Source organism: Microcystis sp. M090S1, from assembly GCF_020246295.1.
GTDB classification, from domain to species: Bacteria; Cyanobacteriota; Cyanobacteriia; order Cyanobacteriales; family Microcystaceae; genus Microcystis; species Microcystis aeruginosa.
The window spans coordinates 1-20,376 of record NZ_JADBTF010000094.1; the positions used below are offsets into that span (position 1 = coordinate 1).

General features: G+C 40.2%; 22 protein-coding genes. 9 read left to right on the plus strand and 13 right to left on the minus strand.

Translation table 11 applies throughout. From position 1 onward, the window contains the following. Window positions 1-142: 142 nt before the first annotated feature. Genes IM477_RS04210 through IM477_RS04220 form a run of 3 tightly spaced genes read left to right on the plus strand, consistent with a single transcriptional unit; the run spans window position 143 to window position 3,105 of the window. Window positions 143-709: a nicotinate-nucleotide adenylyltransferase gene (locus tag IM477_RS04210; protein ID WP_016514665.1), complete on the plus strand. Its 567-nt coding sequence runs from the start codon at window positions 143-145 to the stop codon at window positions 707-709. Beyond that, window positions 706-1,434, plus strand: coding sequence for an NUDIX hydrolase (locus tag IM477_RS04215; protein ID WP_190723147.1), 729 nt, complete (start codon window positions 706-708; stop codon window positions 1,432-1,434). The genes IM477_RS04210 and IM477_RS04215 overlap by 4 nt, the downstream gene beginning before the upstream one ends. Before the next feature lie 12 nt (window positions 1,435-1,446). Beyond that, window positions 1,447-3,105 carry an NAD+ synthase gene (locus tag IM477_RS04220; protein WP_287730654.1) on the plus strand — a complete coding sequence of 553 codons (1,659 nt, stop codon included), beginning with the start codon at window positions 1,447-1,449 and terminating at the stop codon, window positions 3,103-3,105. 274 nt (window positions 3,106-3,379) lie between these two features. Here IM477_RS04220 and ygfZ read toward each other — a convergent pair whose 3' ends face one another. Genes ygfZ through gap form a run of 3 tightly spaced genes read right to left on the minus strand, consistent with a single transcriptional unit; the run spans window position 3,380 to window position 5,845 of the window. Beyond that, complete coding sequence (gene ygfZ, locus IM477_RS04225; RefSeq protein WP_287730655.1) at window positions 3,380-4,393, minus strand: CAF17-like 4Fe-4S cluster assembly/insertion protein YgfZ; 1,014 nt, start codon at window positions 4,391-4,393, stop codon at window positions 3,380-3,382. Then, the gene (locus IM477_RS04230) at window positions 4,390-4,758 is read right to left on the minus strand and encodes a hypothetical protein (RefSeq protein WP_002802888.1); all 369 of its coding nucleotides are present in this window, start codon (window positions 4,756-4,758) and stop codon (window positions 4,390-4,392) included. Before IM477_RS04230 ends, ygfZ begins: the two co-directional genes overlap by 4 nt. 52 nt (window positions 4,759-4,810) lie before the next feature. Beyond that, a complete protein-coding gene (gene gap / locus IM477_RS04235; protein WP_287730656.1) occupies window positions 4,811-5,845 on the minus strand; it encodes a type I glyceraldehyde-3-phosphate dehydrogenase in 1,035 nt (344 codons plus the stop codon). Window positions 5,846-6,540: 695 nt separating this feature from the next. Between gap and IM477_RS04240 the strand changes: the two genes are divergently transcribed. Next, window positions 6,541-8,961 (plus strand): phosphoketolase family protein, encoded by a 2,421-nt coding sequence (locus IM477_RS04240; RefSeq protein WP_287730657.1) that lies wholly within the window; start codon window positions 6,541-6,543, stop codon window positions 8,959-8,961. On the opposite strand, the gene IM477_RS04245 is transcribed toward IM477_RS04240, so the two are convergent. From IM477_RS04245 to IM477_RS04270, 6 genes are all read right to left on the minus strand, one after another. Then, a complete protein-coding gene (locus tag IM477_RS04245) occupies window positions 8,962-9,381 on the minus strand; it encodes a type II toxin-antitoxin system VapC family toxin (RefSeq protein WP_287730658.1) in 420 nt (139 codons plus the stop codon). A 3-nt stretch (window positions 9,382-9,384) separates the two neighbouring features. Next, a complete protein-coding gene (locus IM477_RS04250) occupies window positions 9,385-9,645 on the minus strand; it encodes a hypothetical protein (RefSeq protein ID WP_287730659.1) in 261 nt (86 codons plus the stop codon). A gap of 396 nt (window positions 9,646-10,041) precedes the next feature. After that, the gene (locus tag IM477_RS04255) at window positions 10,042-10,281 is read right to left on the minus strand and encodes a type II toxin-antitoxin system HicA family toxin (protein WP_287730660.1); all 240 of its coding nucleotides are present in this window, start codon (window positions 10,279-10,281) and stop codon (window positions 10,042-10,044) included. Then, on the minus strand, window positions 10,274-10,537 hold the full coding sequence (locus IM477_RS04260; protein ID WP_108937910.1) for a type II toxin-antitoxin system HicB family antitoxin: 264 nt from the start codon (window positions 10,535-10,537) through the stop codon (window positions 10,274-10,276). Before IM477_RS04260 ends, IM477_RS04255 begins: the two co-directional genes overlap by 8 nt. Window positions 10,538-10,740: 203 nt before the next feature. Next, window positions 10,741-11,073 (minus strand): DUF5615 family PIN-like protein, encoded by a 333-nt coding sequence (locus tag IM477_RS04265; protein WP_287730661.1) that lies wholly within the window; start codon window positions 11,071-11,073, stop codon window positions 10,741-10,743. Then, window positions 11,057-11,305, minus strand: coding sequence for a DUF433 domain-containing protein (locus tag IM477_RS04270; RefSeq protein WP_125730463.1), 249 nt, complete (start codon window positions 11,303-11,305; stop codon window positions 11,057-11,059). The genes IM477_RS04265 and IM477_RS04270 overlap by 17 nt, the downstream gene beginning before the upstream one ends. 329 nt (window positions 11,306-11,634) lie before the next feature. Between IM477_RS04270 and IM477_RS04275 the strand changes: the two genes are divergently transcribed. The 3 genes from IM477_RS04275 to IM477_RS04285 all read left to right on the plus strand — a co-directional run bounded on the left by IM477_RS04275 (window position 11,635) and on the right by IM477_RS04285 (window position 15,024). Then, entirely contained in the window at window positions 11,635-11,937 is a 303-nt protein-coding gene (locus IM477_RS04275; RefSeq protein ID WP_287730662.1) for a DUF433 domain-containing protein, read from the plus strand. A 15-nt stretch (window positions 11,938-11,952) separates the two neighbouring features. After that, window positions 11,953-12,405 carry a PIN domain-containing protein gene (locus tag IM477_RS04280; RefSeq protein WP_287730663.1) on the plus strand — a complete coding sequence of 151 codons (453 nt, stop codon included), beginning with the start codon at window positions 11,953-11,955 and terminating at the stop codon, window positions 12,403-12,405. A gap of 1,113 nt (window positions 12,406-13,518) precedes the next feature. Further along, entirely contained in the window at window positions 13,519-15,024 is a 1,506-nt protein-coding gene (locus tag IM477_RS04285) for an RNA-directed DNA polymerase (RefSeq protein ID WP_287730664.1), read from the plus strand. A gap of 133 nt (window positions 15,025-15,157) precedes the next feature. On the opposite strand, the gene IM477_RS04290 is transcribed toward IM477_RS04285, so the two are convergent. Beyond that, entirely contained in the window at window positions 15,158-15,346 is a 189-nt protein-coding gene (locus tag IM477_RS04290) for a hypothetical protein (RefSeq protein WP_172970549.1), read from the minus strand. 5 nt (window positions 15,347-15,351) lie between these two features. Here IM477_RS04290 and IM477_RS04295 point away from each other — a divergent pair, with 5 nt between their 5' ends. Continuing rightward, complete coding sequence (locus IM477_RS04295; protein WP_287730665.1) at window positions 15,352-15,690, plus strand: type II toxin-antitoxin system VapC family toxin; 339 nt, start codon at window positions 15,352-15,354, stop codon at window positions 15,688-15,690. Window positions 15,691-15,701: 11 nt separating this feature from the next. Here the strand turns inward: IM477_RS04295 and IM477_RS04300 are convergent, their stop codons facing one another. From IM477_RS04300 to pheT, 3 genes are all read right to left on the minus strand, one after another. Next, on the minus strand, window positions 15,702-16,043 hold the full coding sequence (locus tag IM477_RS04300) for a helix-turn-helix domain-containing protein (protein WP_190723136.1): 342 nt from the start codon (window positions 16,041-16,043) through the stop codon (window positions 15,702-15,704). A gap of 4 nt (window positions 16,044-16,047) precedes the next feature. Then, entirely contained in the window at window positions 16,048-16,389 is a 342-nt protein-coding gene (locus tag IM477_RS04305; RefSeq protein ID WP_287730666.1) for a type II toxin-antitoxin system RelE/ParE family toxin, read from the minus strand. 229 nt (window positions 16,390-16,618) lie between these two features. Then, window positions 16,619-19,054: a phenylalanine--tRNA ligase subunit beta gene (gene pheT / locus IM477_RS04310; protein ID WP_287730667.1), complete on the minus strand. Its 2,436-nt coding sequence runs from the start codon at window positions 19,052-19,054 to the stop codon at window positions 16,619-16,621. A 260-nt stretch (window positions 19,055-19,314) separates the two neighbouring features. On the opposite strand from pheT, the gene IM477_RS04315 reads away from it, so the two are divergent. After that, window positions 19,315-20,376: an AAA family ATPase gene (locus IM477_RS04315; RefSeq protein ID WP_287730668.1), complete on the plus strand. Its 1,062-nt coding sequence runs from the start codon at window positions 19,315-19,317 to the stop codon at window positions 20,374-20,376.

Below are 20,376 nucleotides of genomic sequence, written 5' to 3' on the forward strand. Positions count from 1 at the left end.
GGTGCCGATAGGCGGGGGGATCCCCCCTTAATCCCCCCTTAATAAGGGGGGCATCTGACAACTTTTAACACCTACCTACTTAATCTTTGCCAAGCTTGAGCAGACTTAAACTAATCCCTCAGTGAGCAAGCAATTGAATCCTATGCTTAAAATTGCCCTTTTTGGAACCAGTGCCGATCCTCCTACTGCCGGTCATCAAGCCATACTAAAATGGTTATCGGAACAGTACGATATTGTTGCAGTTTGGGCCGCCGATAATCCCTTTAAAAATCATCAAACCAGTCTCGAACATCGTCTGAGGATGTTAAATTTGCTCATCCGGGATATTCAACCCCCAAGAGATAATATACAACTGCGACGAGAATTAAGCGATCAACGTAGCTTAATTAGTGTGGAAAAAGCGCAAGCAATTTGGGGAGAACAGGAGGAATATACCCTAGTCATCGGTTCTGATTTAGCTGGACAAATTAGGCACTGGTATCGTAGCCAAGAATTACTAGAAAAAGTCAAAATTCTCGTGATTCCTCGTCCAGGCTATCCTATTAACCAAGATGATATTGAACAACTGCAAACATTAGGGGGTGATTGTCTGATTGCCGATGTCTTTGCTCCGGCTGTATCCTCAACAGATTATCGAGAAAAAGGCGATAAACAGGCTGTTCCTGCACCGATTAAAGATTATATCGAAGGTCAAAAACTTTACGCATGAAACCGCAAAAGACCCTAGCTAATAAATCTCTAGCTGATTTTAAAGTGGGAGTTGATAACGTGATCTTTTCCGTTGATACCCAATTAAATCGGCTGCTAGTGCTTCTGATTAAAAGACGGGAAGAACCCTTTAGTAATTACTGGAGTTTACCCGGGACTTTAGTGAGAAATGGGGAATCACTGGAAACGGCAGCCTATCGAATTTTAGCCGAGAAAATTAGCGTCAATAATCTCTATCTGGAACAGTTATATACTTTTGGCAGTCCAGAGGGAGATACCCCAGCAGCGGCCGCGAGTTTTGCGGTACGTTATCTATCGGTGAGTTACTTCGCTTTAGTGCGGTTTGAAGAAGCAAAATTAATCACTGAACAGGATCATAATATCACTTGGTATATGATTGATAAAGTGCCAGATTTAGCCTTTAATCACGGTCAAATTTTGGAATATGGCTGGCGAAGATTACGCAATAAAGTAGAATATAGTCCCGTCGCTTTTGAGGTTTTACCAGAATTATTTACTTTAAATGATCTTTATCAATTTTATGAGACAATTTTAGGTAAAAATTTTAGTGATTATTCTAACTTCAGAAATCGGCTATTGAAATTAGGATTTCTCAAGGATATGGGTTTAAAAGTCTCTCGTGGTGCCGGTCGTCCTGCTAGTTTATATCGCTTTGATGAAAAAGCTTTTGCTCCCTTTAAAGAGCAACCGTTAGTTTTTGTTTAAATAGGAAAAAATATGAGAATTGCTATCGCTCAATTAAATCCCATTGTTGGAGATATCGAAGGAAATGCCCAAAGAATTTTAGAGGCTGCTCAAACGGCATTTAATCAGGGAGCGGAATTACTTTTAACCCCGGAATTATCCCTCTGTGGTTATCCTCCCAGAGACTTGTTATTAAATCTGGGTTTTGTGGAGAAAATGTCTCGACAATTGCAATTATTGTCCCAACAATTACCAGAAAAATTAGCCGTCTTAGTCGGTTTTGTCGAAAAAAATCCCTCGGCAACGGTCAGAGGAGAAAAGCCGCTATTTAATAGCATAGCTTTGCTAAAAAGTCAAGAAATTAAACAAATTTTTACTAAACGTTTATTGCCTACCTACGATGTTTTTGATGAGGATCGTTACTTTGCTTCTGGGAAAGAAAGTCAATATTTTCAACTAACAGAAAATAATGTAAAAATTGGTGTAACTATCTGTGAAGATGTTTGGAATGATGAACAATTTTGGGGTCAGCGTCAATACGCAGTTAATCCCATCGCCGATTTAGCTAATTTGGGAGTGGATTTAATCGTTAATCTTTCCGCTTCTCCCTACAGTGTCGGTAAGCAAAAATTGCGAGAATCTTTATTATCCCATAGTGCCACTAGATATAATTTACCGATAGTTTATGTCAATCAAGTGGGAGGTAATGATGATTTAATTTTTGATGGTGACAGCGTTGCTTTTAACAGACAAGGAGAAGTGATTTATCGCGCTCAGGCATTTACTTCTAGCCTAGAATTGATCGAGTTTAATCAAGATTTGTTACCCGCAGTTATTCATCCTTTACCTGTCAATGAAGATGAGGAAATTTATCGAGCTTTAGTCTTAGGAGTACGAGATTATGTGCAGAAATGCGGTTTTAAACGGGTAATTTTCGGCTTGAGTGGTGGCATTGATTCCAGTTTAGTTGCCGCTATTGCCAGCGACGCATTAGGTAAAGAAAATGTTCTCGCTGTGATGATGCCTTCTCCCTATAGTTCCGACCATTCCATTAGCGATGCAGTGGCTTTAGTTAATAATTTAGGTATCAAAAGTGAGAAGTTAGCAATTCAAGAAATTATGACCGCTTATGATCAACTTTTAGATGGTCTTTTCGCTGGGACTGATTTTGGTATTGCCGAAGAAAATCTTCAGTCACGCATTCGCGGTAATTTATTGATGGCTCTCTCTAATAAATTCGGTCATTTACTATTATCCACTGGCAATAAATCAGAAATGTCCGTCGGATATTGCACCCTTTACGGTGATATGAATGGTGGTTTAGCAGTGATTGCCGATGTGCCGAAAACCAGGGTTTATTCCCTCTGTCGCTGGTTAAATCGGCACGGGGAAATTATTCCCCTTAATGTGATTAATAAAGCTCCTAGTGCTGAATTAAAACCCAATCAGAAGGATCAAGATTCTTTACCTCCCTACGAGATTTTAGATGCTATTTTAGCACTATTAATCGATCGCCATCAATCCGCCGAACAAATTATCGCCGCCGGCTTTGAGGCAGAAATTGTGCAAAAAGTGATTAAATTAGTTAAAAATGCCGAATTTAAGCGCAAACAAGCCCCTCCTGGTCTAAAAATTAGCGATCGCGCTTTTGGCACTGGTTGGCGAATGCCTATCGCTAGTCGCTGGGGTTAGGGGGTTTTTCAGTTATCAGTTATCAGTTATTAGTTATCAGTTATCAGTTATCAGTTATCAGTTATCAGTTATCAGTTATCAGTTATCAGTTATAGTCATTTCAATTAAGATTGAGAATATAAATGCCAGAGTTCATAAGGTTTTCATCGGTCTAGAGTGGATCAGAATTATCTGAAATGACTATATCAGATGTGAGTTATCACTAACCCAGGCGGGCGTTGGGTTTCATACTTCAACCCAACCTACGTTCTGTTCACTGATTACTGTTTACTGTTCACTGAAAGGGGTATTCGTGAGAGAGGAAGGGTAAAGGGATTAATTCTCCTGTTGCCTCGCCGATTTGTACTTTCAAACCCTCTCCTCCCGCTTTTGTTTTCACATAACCCAAGCCAAAATCCTCCAGCACACTGGTGAGTAAACCGACTTTTTGCGCTTCTAAAATAATCGGGGTATTGCTGGGGACGGGTTGGCTGAGTTTTATGCCCCAAAGTCTTTGTTTTACTCCTTTATAGGTGTTGAGACGGGCGATAGTTTCTTGACCAATATAACAACCTTTATCAAAAACGATCGCTCGCCATAAACCGGCCTCTAAAGGGTTATAATCTTCGGTTAATTCTCGATCGACTGCCGGTCGGCCTTGATGGATTCTCAGGTATTCCCACACCTGCTCATCGGCGGGAGTAACGCCATTTTTAATTAAATTTTCCCAGAGGGGACCGGCTTCGGCGGCGGCAACGATTAAAGTATATCCGGGTAGGTCTAAGCCGGTACCGACGGCCACTCTCAGGGGGGGTTCGGAAAGGAGATAATGACTATGCTGCACCCCCGTTAAAATCTGCTCTGGAATGGCGATTTTTTGCAGGTATTGCCCGCTTTCAGTACCGATTAGGGTGAAAATGCCAAAATTATCGGTTAAGTCGCTAATTTCCACTTTATCGAAGGGGAAAATATAGCGATCAATCAATTCCAGTAAAAATTGACGACGTTGGGGAGAAACGAGGATGAGGAGGGAGTCATCGCCAGCGTAAACTGTGACAAAATCGAGAGTACGACCGGTAGAGTTAAGGAAAATTGTCTCACAACCCTGACCCGGTTTCAGGCGATCGATCGCGTTACTGGTTTGATTGTGGAGAAAACGCAGTCGGTCCTGGCCTTTTAATTCTAATAAACCCCAATCGGAGCGATCGATTAAAATTGTTTGGGATGCTAAACTTTGGGGATCATTACTGTAATTTTTCAGAAAATTAGCGGCATACTCTGCCTTGATCGTTTCTAAATCTGCTTTCATGGAGGTAAATTAGCGAATAATTGCTTAATAATGCGCTCGGTTTTCGTTTCCAAACTCTGCCAATCAAGTTCACCGGTGGGATCGAGGAGACTGGTATCGATGGTGACGCTCTCTCCTTCATCGGTGGGATAATCGAGAAAACAGACTTGAAAACAAAGTTCCCAAATATTTACAGTAACGGAGCGATCGAGATAAGTCAAACAGAGCAGATAACTGGGATAGGGATCTTGAATTTCTGTATAAGTTCCTTTCCAGAGGGAATTTTCTAACTGTTTACGCAGATTATCCAGCACCCGAATAAATGCCGGTTGCATTAATAATTGTGCCTGTTCCCAAGCGGTAATATCTTTAAATTTTGGATTCATCTTATCAGTTATCAGTGATCAGTGATCAGTAAACTGATCACTGATAACTGATTTAAGCTGTTACTAAGGTTGCTTCCTTAGCTGCCATCATTTTCATCAGGTCTAACATCCGGCAGGAGTAACCCCATTCGTTATCGTACCAAGAGACGACCTTAAAGAAATTGGCATTAAGTTGAATGCCGGCTTTAGCATCAAAGATACTGGAACGGGGGTCGGTGATAAAGTCACTCGATACCACTTCCTCATCGGTATAACCGAGGATACCTTTCATCGGTCCTTCGCTGGCGGCTTTCATAGCGGCGCAGATTTCCTCGTAACTGGTGGCTTTTTCGGTTTTAAAGGTTAAATCCACCGCCGAAACGTTGGGAGTTGGCACACGGAAGGCCATACCGGTTAATTTGCCTTTTAGGGAAGGAATAACTAGGGTTACTGCTTTGGCTGCCCCCGTGGAGGAGGGGATAATATTTTGACTGGCGCCGCGACCACCGCGCCAATCTTTTTTCGATGGACCATCAACGGTGGGTTGAGTGGCGGTCATCGAGTGTACCGTGGTCATTAATCCTTCCGCTAGTCCGAAGTTATCGTTAATAACTTTGGTGATCGGGGCTAAACAATTGGTGGTACAACTAGCGTTAGAGACGATCAGATCCTTAGCGGGATCGTACTCATTATCGTTAACGCCCAGTACAATAGTACGAACTTTGTCGGGATCTTTGGTGGGTGCGGAAATAACCACCCGTTTGGCCCCGGCTTCTAGGTGTTTTCCTGCCCCTTCCGCGGTGGTAAATAAACCGGTGGACTCGACCACATAATCGGCCCCGGTTGCACCCCAGGGCAGTTGGGCGGGGTCTTTAATCGAGTAACAGGGGATAAACTTACCATCGACGACGATGCCATCTTCTTTCGCTTCTACCGTACCCTGAAAACGTCCGTGGGTGGAGTCGTATTTGAGCAGATAGGCAATATTATCGGGGGGGACGAGATCATTGATACCAACAAACTCGAAATCAGGATTTTGGATACCCGCCCTAAAAACGAGGCGACCGATACGACCGAATCCGTTGATAGCGACTCTTACTTTTGTCATGAAAAAAACTCCTTTGCAGCTGCGATAAGCTTAGGCACGATCAAGAAAAAATAATTTGAGAATTGATTGGCCTGTAGAGAATCACTATATATGCTAATCAGCTTTTGTTGATCGCTAGATGAAGTATAGAAAGATTTTAAGTTTCAGTGCTTCAAAAGCTCTCCTGCAAAAATCAAAAATCTTTCGTTAGGTGAGAAGACAGGAGACTCCGAGACAGGAGACTCCGAGACAGGAGACAAAAGATAACTATAATATCCATAAAATCTAAGATTATGTCAAATTTATCCGATTTTTTTAGATATTTTGACCTGATAGTGGCTCTAAAACTTACTTTTGCAGGAGGTCTAAAGATAAAAAATAATAAATTTGCTATCCTAGTAGTCCTCACCACCGGCATCGAGAAGGCCTAATTAGGCTCTTCCCGACAAAAAAGTTCTCAGAGAATTTATTGCTCTATAAGTTAAGAACATATTAATATGCCTTTAAAAGCCATTTAAAAACCCCGCCCGACTGACATAAATTCCCCAAGTCAGATTGGCAAAATATAGCTTATTTTAATAGTTTTTTGCGCCCCAAAAGGTTAGACTCTTGATTACAGTTTGAAAACTGACCGAGGGTTAACCCTCTCGATAATCTGGAGAAATTGTCTATCAACTCTCTTAATCTCATCCTTCATAGATATTGGAGAAATATTCATGGTATTCACACCAGAAAGACCCTTAACAGAACAAAATCCCCTTTCTCAAGACGAACTCTATAAAACCCATGCCTATTGGCGCGCTTGTAACTATTTAGCTGTAGGTATGATTTATCTGCGCGATAATCCCCTGCTCAAAGAACATCTTAAACCCGAACACGTTAAGTATCGTTTGCTCGGTCACTGGGGAGCGAGTCCGGCCTTAAGTTTTACCTACGTTCACCTCAACCGTTTAATCAAAAAATACGACCTCGATATGATTTTTATGGCCGGTCCTGGCCATGGGGCGCCGGGGGTACTCGGTCCGGTTTATCTAGAAGGAACCTATTCGGAAATTTACCCCGATAAAAGTGAAGACGAGGAAGGATTACAAAAATTCTTTAAACAATTTTCTTTTCCCGGTCACATCGGCAGTCACGTCACCCCCGAAACCCCCGGTTCTATCCATGAGGGCGGCGAACTGGGTTATAGTGTTTCCCATGCCTACGGTTCTGTTTTTGACAATCCCGACCTAATTACGGCCGTGGTGGTGGGTGATGGGGAAGCAGAAACCGGTCCCCTTGCTACCGCATGGCACTCGAATAAATTCCTTAACCCGATTCGCGATGGTGCGGTACTGCCAATTTTAAACTTAAACGGTTATAAAATCGCTAATCCCACCATTCTCTCCCGTATTTCGACGCACGAGTTAGAAAGTCTCTTTGTCGGTTACGGTTACACTCCCTACATCGTCGAATGTAAGGAAGATGAAGACCTCATGCACTGCCATCAAAAAATGGCCGCTACCCTAGAACACTGTATCAATCAGATTCGCTCCTATCAACAGGAAGCTCGCAGCACGGGTATTGCTAAACGTTACCCCTGGCCGATGATTATCCTCCGGTCTCCCAAGGGTTGGACAGGTCCGAAAAACGTTGATGGTCATAAAGTAGAAGGATTCTGGCGCGCTCACCAAGTACCCATGGGTGCCATGCAGGAAAACCCCGAACACTTGAGAAAATTAGAGGAGTGGATGAAAAGCTATAACCCGGAGGAATTATTTGACTATACCACGGGTAAATTTAAGCCAGAATTTAAAGAACTCGCTCCTATTGGTCATCGTCGCATGAGTGCTAACCCGCACGCTAACGGCGGATTGCTGCGTAAAGACCTAAAAATGCCCGATTTTCGTCAATATGCCGTAGATGTCACCCACCCTGGCCAAGTGGAAGCGGAAAACACGGGAGTGATGGGGGTATTTTTGCGGGATGTAATGCGAAATAATATGACTAATTTTCGCGTTTTTGGTCCCGATGAAACCGCTTCTAATCGTTTAGCTGCTCTCTATGAAGTGACTAAAAAAACTTGGTTAGCCGATACCTATCCGGAGGATTTAGATGGTAGCCAATTATCTCCCGATGGTCGGGTGATGGAGATGCTGAGTGAACATACTTTAGTCGGTTGGTTAGAGGGTTATTTATTATCCGGTCGTCACGGTTTATTTCACTCCTACGAGGCTTTTGCTCACGTTATCGATTCCATGTTCAACCAACACGCTAAATGGCTCGATATCTGCAAAAATCATGTACCTTGGCGCGCTTCTGTTTCCTCTTGGAATCTGTTGTTATCCTCGGTGGTTTGGCGGCAGGATCACAATGGTTTTAGTCACCAAGACCCCGGTTTTATCGATTTAGTAACCAATAAAAGTGCCGACGTGGTGCGGGTTTATCTTCCCCCCGATGGTAACTGTTTATTAAGTGTGGCTAATCACTGTCTCAAGAGCAAGGATTACACTAATATTATCGTTGCTGATAAACAGAAACACCTGCAATACTTGACCATTGAAGAAGCAATTAAACACTGCACCAAAGGTATCGGTATTTGGGATTGGGCAAGTAACGATGATGACGGAGTAAATCCCGATGAACCGGATGTAATTATGGCTTGCTGTGGGGATATTATCACTAAAGAATCCCTGGCAGCAACGGCAATTCTGCGGGAAGAATTCCCTTACTTAAAAGTTCGCTTTATCAACGTGGTTGATCTGTTTAAATTACAGTCGGAAAGTGAACACCCCCACGGTTTATCGGAACGGGATTTTGATAGTTTATTTACCACTGATAAGCCAATTATCTTTAATTTCCACGGTTATCCTTGGCTGATTCATAAACTTACCTACCGTCGCAGTAATCAAGAACGTATTCATGTGCGCGGTTACAAAGAAGAAGGGAATATTAATACTCCCCTAGAATTAGCGATTCGTAACCAAGTTGATCGTTTTCATTTAGTAATCGATGTCATTGATCGCGTGCCGAAATTAGGTTCTGCTGCCGGTCATGTGAAAGAACGAATGAAAAATGCTATTATCGATAATCTCGATTATGCTTTTACCAATGGTATCGATAAGGACGAGATTACTAACTGGAAATGGCCTTATTAATTAGGCTAGAAAGTGGTTTAGGTGATGATAATTTATTAGTTTACCGATAAATTTCATCTTCCTATTCCACCTAAATAGATTTAATTTACTAAGCCAATTAAAATCATCAATATTGCGAGTTACAATTGTTAAATTATAAACGAAAGCTGTTCCCGCAATAATGACATCTCCTAAGGACATCTTTCTGATTTGTTTTAAAGTTACTGCTTGGTTAATTACAGGTTGAGAGATGGGTAAGATTTGAGAAGCATTAAAAAATTCTTCAAAATAGACTTTATCCTGATGATTTAACCGATGGTAGCCTAAAACTTCCAGATAGGATAAAGCAGAGACATAAGGAGAATTTTCTGCAATAAACTCCCGGAGAAACTCATTTTCTAATTGAGCGGCATAGATAATAATATTGCTATCCAATAACATGATTTAATCCCGATAAGGAAGAGAGCGATCACACCGATTTTGTTGTTGCCACTGTTGGGTATCAACATCAGTAAAAGTATTATTATTAGCAATTTTTTTCAAAGCATTGGCCATTTTTTGACCGTTAGATCGATTTTTACCAATAATATTTTCTTCTAATAAGGTAATATAAACATTAACAGGATATTCGGAGTTGATTTCAGGGGTTTCATCAAGCCATTGAAGGGTATTATTTTTCAAAATTGCTTTAAAGGTTTTTAGCATAGTTTTCTCCACCGTTAAATGATACAGGATAAATGATTCAGACTAGCTCTAACCCAATTTTAACACAAGACCAACCCAACAAACTCCCCTGACCTCAATCTTTTAAATTAACGTCTTTGGATCATTTCATAATCAAAAGTTCATTACCAGAGTGAAAAATTACGCAAAATGGTGATAGTCACTTTACCTGTTTTTAAGGGAGGCTAATTTATCGGCGATGACTGGGTGAAAATTAATCATTAAATCAATTTATAACAAGCAATCGAGGGTTTTACTATCGCGTTAATGTACCTTAAAAAGGTAGCTATCACTTTATTTTAGCTTTTGGAAATAAAATTAAGATAAAGCGTACTAGAATAGATAATTTATTCGTTTGAAAAAAACGCATTCAATCATCTATTTTAATAAATGTTCTATTTCTTCATCTGTAAAATCAAATTGTCTAAAAATTCGTAAAACATAAGCAGGGGACATTTCTTTTGCACCTATATCGATAGGAACGATTCGACGTTGATTATACAATACTCTACAATATAAACGATGATCACCTTTTCCTTCTCGATAAAATTGACAGCCTCCTTTTTCAAGAATTCTGATTAGTGCTTTGGGTTTAAGAGAAGGAATATTTTTAGGCATAAACTTTTCTGAGTTCGTAAGTTTCGGGAGTTTCAGAATCTCCCACAGTTAAAAATTCATGAAGTTCGTCTATAGGAATAGGACTGGTATAGATATTGGCTTGATCACGATAAATCTCCCAAAAAGATTCAATCGCTTCTTTTAGTTTCTCCATAGCTTTTTCCTGAGTTTCTCCTTGTCCAACTAATCCATTTTCAAGACATAATGAAACCCAATAATCTGCACTTTTTCTCAAAATAACGGTATAAAAGTTCATGGTGATTGTTCCGTTGAAATTTTAATCGGGGATTAGAATTTACTCCGGCTTAATTTTAACACAAAACCAACCCAACAAACTGCCTTACCTCAATCTTTTAAATTAACGTCTTTGGATCATTTTATCAATAGACAATAAATAAAGTGCATTATACTTTGTTAATGCACCCGATCAGAAAAGCGATCGCTGAGGATAATATATGATTATGCAATTACTAAAACGGACTCGGTAGAGTTATCGCTAAATTCCTTAATAGCTTGTTTATGTTTTAAAATAAGACTGATTAGATGATAAGTGGTACAATTTCCAATCCTCAGCCAGATGAACTTTGGAGGTTGGCCATACAACAAACTCCGTTGATAAAAATCAGAATCTTTCGAGACAATTATAAATCCATTGATACGCGCATATTGCCAAATCCTTTGATCGGGAAACCCTTTTAGGCTACAATATCTAACATGAGCGCTATCGGGAAAATGTGATACCAGTAACAGAGGTAGTTTAGGTGATAAGTTTTCGTCAAATAGCAGTTTCATCGGGAATAACCATTAAACGACGATCCCGCTCGGCGGCAAATGCAAAACAGGCTTGTATATCTTCTAAGGTAAGATCGGGGAAATCATCTAATATTTCTTCAATAGTCATCCCTCCTCCTAGATAATCAAAAATATCTGCTACTGCAATACGAGTATTGACAATGCAAGGTTTGCCACTGCGAATGTCTGGGTTAATCACAATCCGATCTCGATATTTAGCTGCAAAAGACATAGTAATAATTGTTGTTGACTAATGATTATTATAGCTTAATGTTAACTGTACTTTAAGCTTGATAAATCTTAAAACCAAAGCCCTCGACTTTTAGGTTTCAAAAATTCTATTATCAATAAGCTGCATTACACTACCTTAATCCACTCTAAAAGAGCGGCGATCGCACTGATGTGGCCTTACTGGGGAAAAAATGGTATGATATAGCGGTAAGCGCTTGAGTGAGATACAGACCAAGCTTTGCCTAGCATGGTTTATAGCTCGTGACACTGTACCTCATACGACTGCACACCGCTATAATAACAATTTATTAATATTATTGCCAAGTAATTATGTCATCTTTAGTTATCTCACAACATATTGAAATCACTCCTGGTATCTGTGGCGGAAAACCTCGTATTGCTGGACATCGAATTAAAGTTCAAGATATTGTAATTTGGCATGAAAGAATGGGAATGTCACCAGATGAAATTATTTATCATCATCCTACTATCACCCTAGTAGATGTTTATGCAGCCTTGGTCTATTACCATGACAATCGAGAAGAAATTAGACGACAACTTGAAGCAGGAGAAACTTTTGCTAAACAACTACAAGGCAACAAACCATCTTTAATTGAGAAAATATTAAATTGACGAGCTAAAATCGTTATGAAAAAACTTAGAGTTTATATCGATACATCAGTCATTGGAGGCTGTTTAGATGATGAATTTTCCTTAGAGTCCAATCAATTGATGGAAGCCATTAAGCAAGAAAAGTTTATTTTGTTAATGAGTGATATCATTGTTAGCGAATTAATTAATGCCTCCCAAGCGGTTAAAGATATTTTATTATCGATTCCGCAGAGAGTTATTGAAGTAGTTAAGATAACAGCTGAAGTTTTACAGTTAAGGGATGCTTATATCAATGAAGGAGTTGTTACATCAAAGTCTATTAATGATGCTACTCATGTAGCGGATGCAATCATATCATGGAATTTTAAACATATTGTGCGCCTAGATAAAATGAAAGGCTATAATCAAATTAATTTACTTAATGGCTACGGAATTTTGACTATTATTTCTCCTTTAGAGGTAACAATTGATCAAGCCAACGACAATTAAAAAAAGTTTTGACTGTTTAGCTTTTAAACAAACCAGTCAAGAAAAAATGGCTGAAGACATGAAAAATCTCAGCTATTCAGATCAGATTGAATATCTTCAAAAAAAGATTAATGAAAGTGATTTAAAGTTATGGTGGGAATCCATCAATAACAAGAAATAAGGCGCATTATACTCTGTTAATGCACCCGATAAAAAAAGCGATCGCACTTCTAATATTCTGCCAAATGCGATCACAAATCCCCATTTTTACATAAAAAATGATAATATAAAACTCAAATTTGAACTATTGTTGTGGCAAGATACTAGGATGACAAATTTACAATTAACTCAAGCGGAAATTGAAAGCCTTACTTTTGATGAATTTTTGTATTTAATAAATTGGATCAATAAGTTAGACGATCAACAATGGGAAAAACAAATCAAATTTTAGCAAGAAAGAATTTTGAGTTTTTAAAAAGTGACTTAAACCATCCTTCTTTGTCTTTTAAAAAAATTGGAGAATTTTGATCGGCAAGATTTGGTATTAATTATAGAGCTTTAGCTTTTAAAGATGGTGAAGATTATATTTGGGGGTGGATAGGAAGTCATGAAAAATAGGAAAGATTATTAAAATAAAAGCGTTCGCCTCTTTATTGCCAAAATGTAGTTAAACAAAGTGCAACCCAACACCAACCAAATAAATTAATAGTTGATCATGTTGGGTTTCGTGCCTCAACCCAACCGACAAGATCGGCGATCGTACTAAAATCGGTTGACGATTGCGCTCTGTTGCCGGGGCATATTGACGTAAATCAGCACTACTCATCGTTTTTTTCTCAAACTAACCCATTATAGGCGACTACAAGAGCATATTCAGAATGTTTCGGGATAATAAGACTATTTGGTATGTTATCCAGAAATATTCTGGCTATATATCGGAAAATATACGGAAAGTTTCTTGCTATCACCCTCTATAGGGTAATTATCCCGAAAGTTTCGGCTTTTTGTCCTAAAGGAGTTGACCAGACGGAAAATGTCAGTATAATAAACAGTTAGACGCTTTAAGTTATCTGTGGGGGTAGTACCTAGAGATGGTTGGTGGAAATTCTGGGATGAATACTTTGGTAGAGACAAGTGGTAAGTAAACCCGCAAGACATAGCCAAAAAACTGAGCGCCTAGCTCGTTCTCTTCAGCCTAGAGATGTTTATAAGTGGCTTGTAACAGTTGGATATTTCCCTGAAGCCTACGTGCTGCCTCCATGTTTCCATGTGCAGAGACATCCAATTTATGGCAAGAGATATTTTCCAACCACAGGGAAATATCAGCCTAAGATTTCTCAGTTATGTGAACTACATTTCCCAAAATCACATTTCACAGATAGAACTTTCAGTATCATTGATCCTGAAATTCATAACGATATCGCTCTTGAATTTGCTGAAAACTGGAATACAGTTCTGGATATCCTTTTTCATCCAGACAAATGTATCTATTCGTACAGTTTTCCAATTCCAGTTGATGCTTCTCATCTAGGAGCTTTAGGGAAACTGCGCTCTGGAAGAATGATATATGAATATATAGAGATGGCGGAGAATGATTTGGTTGAAGAAGCTTACAGATATAAATATTTGATTCGCACTGACATCAAAAACTTTTATCCTTCTGTTTATACACATAGCATTGCTTGGGCATTCCATACAAAATCAGTCATTAGAACAGGGAGTAATCGTTCTGACTCCAGTTTTCTGGGAAACAGATTGGACAAATTATTTCAAAATGCTAATGATGGTTGCACCAATGGTTTACCGATAGGTCCGGCTGTTTCCGATCTAATTAGTGAGGTTATCCTCTCTGCCATTGACTTAGAGGTTTCTCAAAAAGTCAGGAAATTAGAGGCTCTTGCTGTTCGATTCAAGGACGATTACTTGTTTTTGTGTAAGGGAAGGAATGATTGCCAGGATATCATAAAATGCTTGCAGAAAAATTTGAAGGAATATAATCTCCTTCCAAATGAAGATAAAACTGATATACGGGAATTGCCTGAAGGAATGTTTCGTGAATGGGCTTCAAAGTATTACCAAATTCGCCCAAATAAGGGAATAAAGCTCTCTTATAAAGAATTTAAAGAGCTTTATTTAGGTGTTCTTCGGATTGACAAGGAGAATCCTGGAACGGGAGTTATAGATCGTTTTATTGCAGACATAATGGATAAGCAGTATAGACCGCTTATCCCGGTAGATGCTGTTAGCTTGAATAAGTCTGTTAGCTTACTGCTTCTGCTTGCAGAACGTAGAGTAAAAACCTTCCCTAAGATTTTAGGGGTTATAGAAGCTATGATGGCTCAGTCGAACAACCAAGCTATCAGAGATTTAGTTGAGAAGCATCTAAAGTTGTTATTGCGAGAATTGATAAAAAACTGGGAAGATAACCGTTACTTGATTTCTTGGATACTATATTTCCTAAAAAGCAATGGCTTTCCAGTTCGCATAAGACAGCAGTTTAATCATCCTATTCTTGATTCAATCAAATCTAATAAAAATAGGATTTTTAATACTCGCTGTGACTTTAGTCTCTATAGATGTATTTCGTCTGCTAAAGCTGCTGGAAGCTTGTCCTACCATCTGGATGTCTTCAAACCCTAGAAATGAAAGTGAGGTAATACAACAATTCTCAAGAAAAGTTCTAATTCATGTCTTTGCCAGCGTCTAACACTTCACGGCAGCAGACGGACGAAAGCTGCTGGTGCTAAGTTACAGGTTATCTGCCGCCGCTGCGTTATGCCGTTATACCGCTCATCTCTAGGTTGAGGCGCAGCCAAAATCTTATCTCTTGGCGATCGAGGTTAGATGGTATGACATCTTGAGCCAGCAGTGCTTTCAGGCATAACGGCAGCAGCGATTTACAATAGATCAAGAATTGATAGGAAAGGGCTGATGACGTTACAAGAAATCTAAAATCAGGCATTGCAATTGCCTACTGGCGATCGTTGGCAGTTGGTACAAGTTCTCCTAGACTCTCTGAAACGGGAAGCAAACCTCAAATCCAAGCGGGGAAACCTGTTGCGCTTGCGAGGTGTTTCTGAGATTTCGGCAGCTACAGGGGAAACTAACGCCCCAACCGATTATTTAACCTATCTGATCGAGAAGTATTCCGTAATGCGAGTTCTGATTGATACCAATGTCATTCTTGATTTTCTACAAGAACGAGAGCTATTTGTGGAAAACGCAGCAAGATTATTTGAGCGTATTGATGCTGGGGAAATTCAGGGATTTATCGCATCAACGACAATAACTAACATTAGTGGATAGAATGCACAAAATTAGCATTCAGGTCTTGATTCAGCAACGCCTTTGACACTGGCAATGATTTGTCCGATGTCTTGAGGAGTGGCACCTGTTGCCAACAGCGATGGGATAAGCAATTCCAGTGAAACTGACGGATCGCCATTTTCAGCTTTGGCAATCCGAGGTTGACTAGAGCCGATTTTATTGGCCAGTTCACTTTGAGTCATTATCTTCTGCCGCTGACTTTTCAAACTTTTGCTAAGAGCTAGTTTGATTTCAACAAGGATAATCTCTTCGGGCGTTAACTCTAAAAAGTCGGAAACGGTTCCGATTTTCCAGCCTTTTGATGCCAAAAGCCCTTTTTTAGTCTCTTCCATCCTCTTATTCCTGCTGATCAGTATCGTATTTACTCAAGCGTTTCTTACAAACCTCAATTACACTTTTGGGTGTTGCTCTTGTTGTCTTATTAAACACCTCAATAATCAAGATTGCATCTTCATCAATTCGATAAATAATCCTCCAATTTTTATCGATGTCTCTAATGCGTAGCTCATGACAATGATAGCCTACACTTGGCAGAGGACACGAATGTGGCAAACCAAGAGGTTCGCCTTCCTGTAGTTGCCTGAGTAAGACACCTGCTTCGATCCGTGCTTCTAAACTGAAAGGTGGGGTCTTGATCTCACCATGCAGCCAAGCTAAAGGTTTGCTTTGATCAGCCATGATGTATTTATATCATATCTGATGTACTAAAATATGGCAATCGCCTCACTACTATCTAACAATTCAAAGGTGGCGGAGCGACGAAATATGAACAGCTAACCTACTTTGAGCAACTCTCAAACTGATTGGTAACGATTGGATGCAATCAGCGATATTGATAGCGACGTGTGAGATTATTCTTGAGATAACATAAGGTCGATGTCTGATAACTGATAATTGATCGCTAAATTTAACTTCTTAAAGAAACTTGGAACTGTTTAACTAAAGCTTCTCGCACTTTTGTCATTAAGGGTTCCACATCTTCATCGGTTAAAGTTCGATCGCCGGCACGATAGACTAAACTAAAGGCCAAACTACAATGATTTTCTGGCACATTCTGCCCCTGATAGCGATCGAATAATTCGACTTTTTCTAAAAGAGTTCCCCCAGCATTTTTGATAGTTTTTGTCAATCTATCTACGGGTATATCTGTGGAAACAAAGAAGGCGATATCTCGTGCCGCCCCCGGATAGGTAGAATAGACCTGTAAACGTGGGGTAATTTTGGCACTATCGCTAAGAGTTGCTAACAGGATCGGGAACTGGATTTCAAAGGCATAAACTGCCTCAATTAATCCCTTTTGCTGACGCAATTGCGGGTGTAGTTGACCGAATATACCTAGGCGTTGTTTGCCAATCCATAAAGATGCTGTTCGTCCGGGATGAAAACGCGCATCTTCGGCATATTTTTCGTAGCTTACTGTCAGCGAAAGGCGATCGAATACTGCTTCTAAAATGCCTTTTGCTTCATACCAAGTCATGGCCACCTCTTTACCCGATCGCAGCCAACGTCCGGCCGGGAAGAAATCACCGCCAAAAATACCGGCAATTGCATCGTATTCGTTGATATTATCCGATTCTAAGCGGAAAACTCGCCCGATCTCGAAGCCATTTAAGGCCCCGTTACCCTGAGACTGATTATACTCAAACGCTTCGATTAAACCGTCTAGGAGATTAGTCCGCAAAGCAGAATACTCGACAAAAAGGGGATTAGCGAGGACAACTTCCGCTAATTCCGGTTTAACTAGGGAATACTGGACTAATTCCGTCAAACCCACTGCTCGAAAAGCTTCCCGCACCCGACGCTGTATAGTTTCCTCAAAGGATAATCCTCCGGCTGCGGTTTTTGCCGGCAAAGTATCGACAAAGCGATCATATCCGTACAGTCGCGCCACTTCTTCAATTAAGTCAATTTCTCGTTCTAAATCCCGATAACGGTAGTCTGGCACTGTCACAGTCCACAGAACAGGATTTTTCGAGGTTAACTGCAATTCACAGCCTAAATTGCCTAAAATCCGTTCCACATCTTCGGCGAGAATTTCACCGATCGCACCATTATCTAGGGTAACTTGACCCAGTAGCTGCTGTAAACGTTCTAAACGCAATTCGATCGAACGACTGGACTGATCGGCGCGATAATCAGCTTTAACCTGACTGCTGACAGTTCCCCCAGCTAACTCTAGAATCAAATCGATCGCCCTTTGACAAGCATATTCCAAAGCGGCGGGATTAACACCGCGTTCATAGCGTCCGGAAGATTCGCTGCGTAAACCCTGCGCTTTTGAGGAACGACGGATGGCGATCGGATCGAATAAAGCCGACTCTAGCACAAGATTAACGGTTTCCTCGTTAACTTCCGTATCTTGACCTCCCATCACCCCCGCTAAAGCTACCGGCTTATTATTGGCAGTAATTAACAAATTAAGCTCTTTTAAGCTTCTTTCCTGGCCATCAAGGCTAATAAATTTTTCCCCTTCCTCGGCAAAACGGACCCCAATAGTAACGGATTTCCCTCCGGCAAAACTTTGTAAACGATCGCGATCGAAAGCGTGTAAGGGTTGTCCCCACTCCAAAAGTACATAATTAGTAATATCGACCACATTATTGATCGATCGCAGTCCGGCTGCCTGTAAACGCTGTTGCAACCATAGCGGAGATGGGCCAATTTTTACCCCCTCGATCACCGTACCAATATAGGCAGGACAGGCTTTATTTTCTGATATTTCCAGCGTTAAATCTTTTTTAGGGGAAAATTCCCGTAATTTGACTTTTGGTAGGCTTAATTCTCCTCCTGTCAAAGCCGCTACTTCTCGCGCGACTCCGATCATACTCAAAGCATCGGCGCGGTTAGCGGTGGGAGAAATATCTAAAATCACCTCATCGAGTCCTAAAAGGGGACGAACATCTGTACCTAAAGGGAGATTTTCCTGGCTAAAAATGTGGATTCCTTCAGAATCCTTAGTTAATCCTAATTCTGCGAGGGAACAGATCATCCCTTCCGATTTTACCCCGCGCAATTTAGCCGGTTTAATCGTTAAATTGATTTTGGCTAAATAAGTTCCCAAAGTAGCCACGGGAACTAGAATATCAGCCCTAGCATTGGGCGCACCACAGACAATTGTACTAGGGTTTTCCTGACCGATATCCACCTGACAGACACTTAGTTTATCTGCATTGGGATGGGGTTGGCGATCGATAATTTTACCAATAACCACACCCTTTGCCCATTCTCGGCGATCCTCGATCTCTTCCACTTCTATTCCCGCAATTGTCAATAATTCGGCTAATTCTTGGGGAGATTGGACAATTTTGACTAATTCTCGTAACCAGTTGATCGAAATCCGCATCGTTAATTCTTGCTTGCCGTTGGTTCTTAACTATTGTAAACCGTGGGTAGTCAATGATTTAGAAATTAGGGACGATCGGCTGTTAAAATATTAAGGGGAGGATAGAAGAACTGTGTAAATAACCGACCATTTTCCTTGGCCAGGGCTATTTATCTAATCTTAGTTAAGTTATCGTTACAGTTTTGTCTCTAGATAATTATACTATCTATTCATCTTTCTAAAATCGTCAGATTTTCGCTTTCTTGTCAATAGCTATCTATATGAAAGTTCAGTCAGTTAACTTAAAATATTTTAAGAGATTTCGTAATTCTGGAGAACTATTTGATTTTACAGATGCCGAAACAGGTTTAGCACGAGACCTAATTGTTTTAATAGGGATGAATGGCTCTGGTAAGACCAGTATTTTACAAGCAATTGCCGCAACTTTAGGAGAAGCTACTGGACGATTAAAAAATCTTTCTGATCTAGATTGGCCTGGCTTTAGTTATGAACTTTTAGGAAGAAGTTGGGGTCAATTTTCGCCAGAAGTCACTCTCAAAGTCCAATTTTCCTCTCCAGAAATTCAAGCAGTTCAAGACTTCTATAGTCAACTTCAAGAACTAGGGAGAGAATTAACACCTCCCAGCGATAAAGATATTGTAACTCTTAAATGGCGAAATAATCGGGTGCAAGCAGCAAGTGCCTCAGAATTATTTCAATTCAAGGGTAGGGAATACGCCAAACAACTGTCCCGAACGTTGGGTTTTAGAGTTTTTGAAAAAGTGGGGACTATTCTTTGGTACACAGAACAAAGAACATCTAGCAGTTTAACACCAGAAAATACCGATAAAATTGAATTTACCGATGATATGTTACGAGATCAGTTAGCAACACGATGGCAGTTTCATCAAAAAAATATCAGTGGTCAAATCCCACAAATGCGCTCCGGTCAGAAAGATTTATATGCAGAACTTGAACGCAATTACAAAGCTATTTTTATCGAGCGTAGTTTTGAAGGTTCTGTCCCAAGAGAGGGTGTAGATGACTTTTTCAGCAAACCTTGGTTTTATCTCTACGATGGCAAAAATCAATATGAAATTTCTGAGATGTCTGGAGGTGAACGTTCTATTTTCCCCATCCTATTAGACTTTGCTAATTGGAATATCCATAATTCTGTTATTTTAATCGATGAAATCGAGTTACACTTGCACCCACCAATGCAGCAGGCATTATTAAGAGCCTTACCCAAGTTAGGTAAAAATAATCAGTTCATCATTACAACTCACTCCGATTATGTAGAACAGCTAGTACCTGAAGATTGTATTATTCGCCTAGAGGTGTAA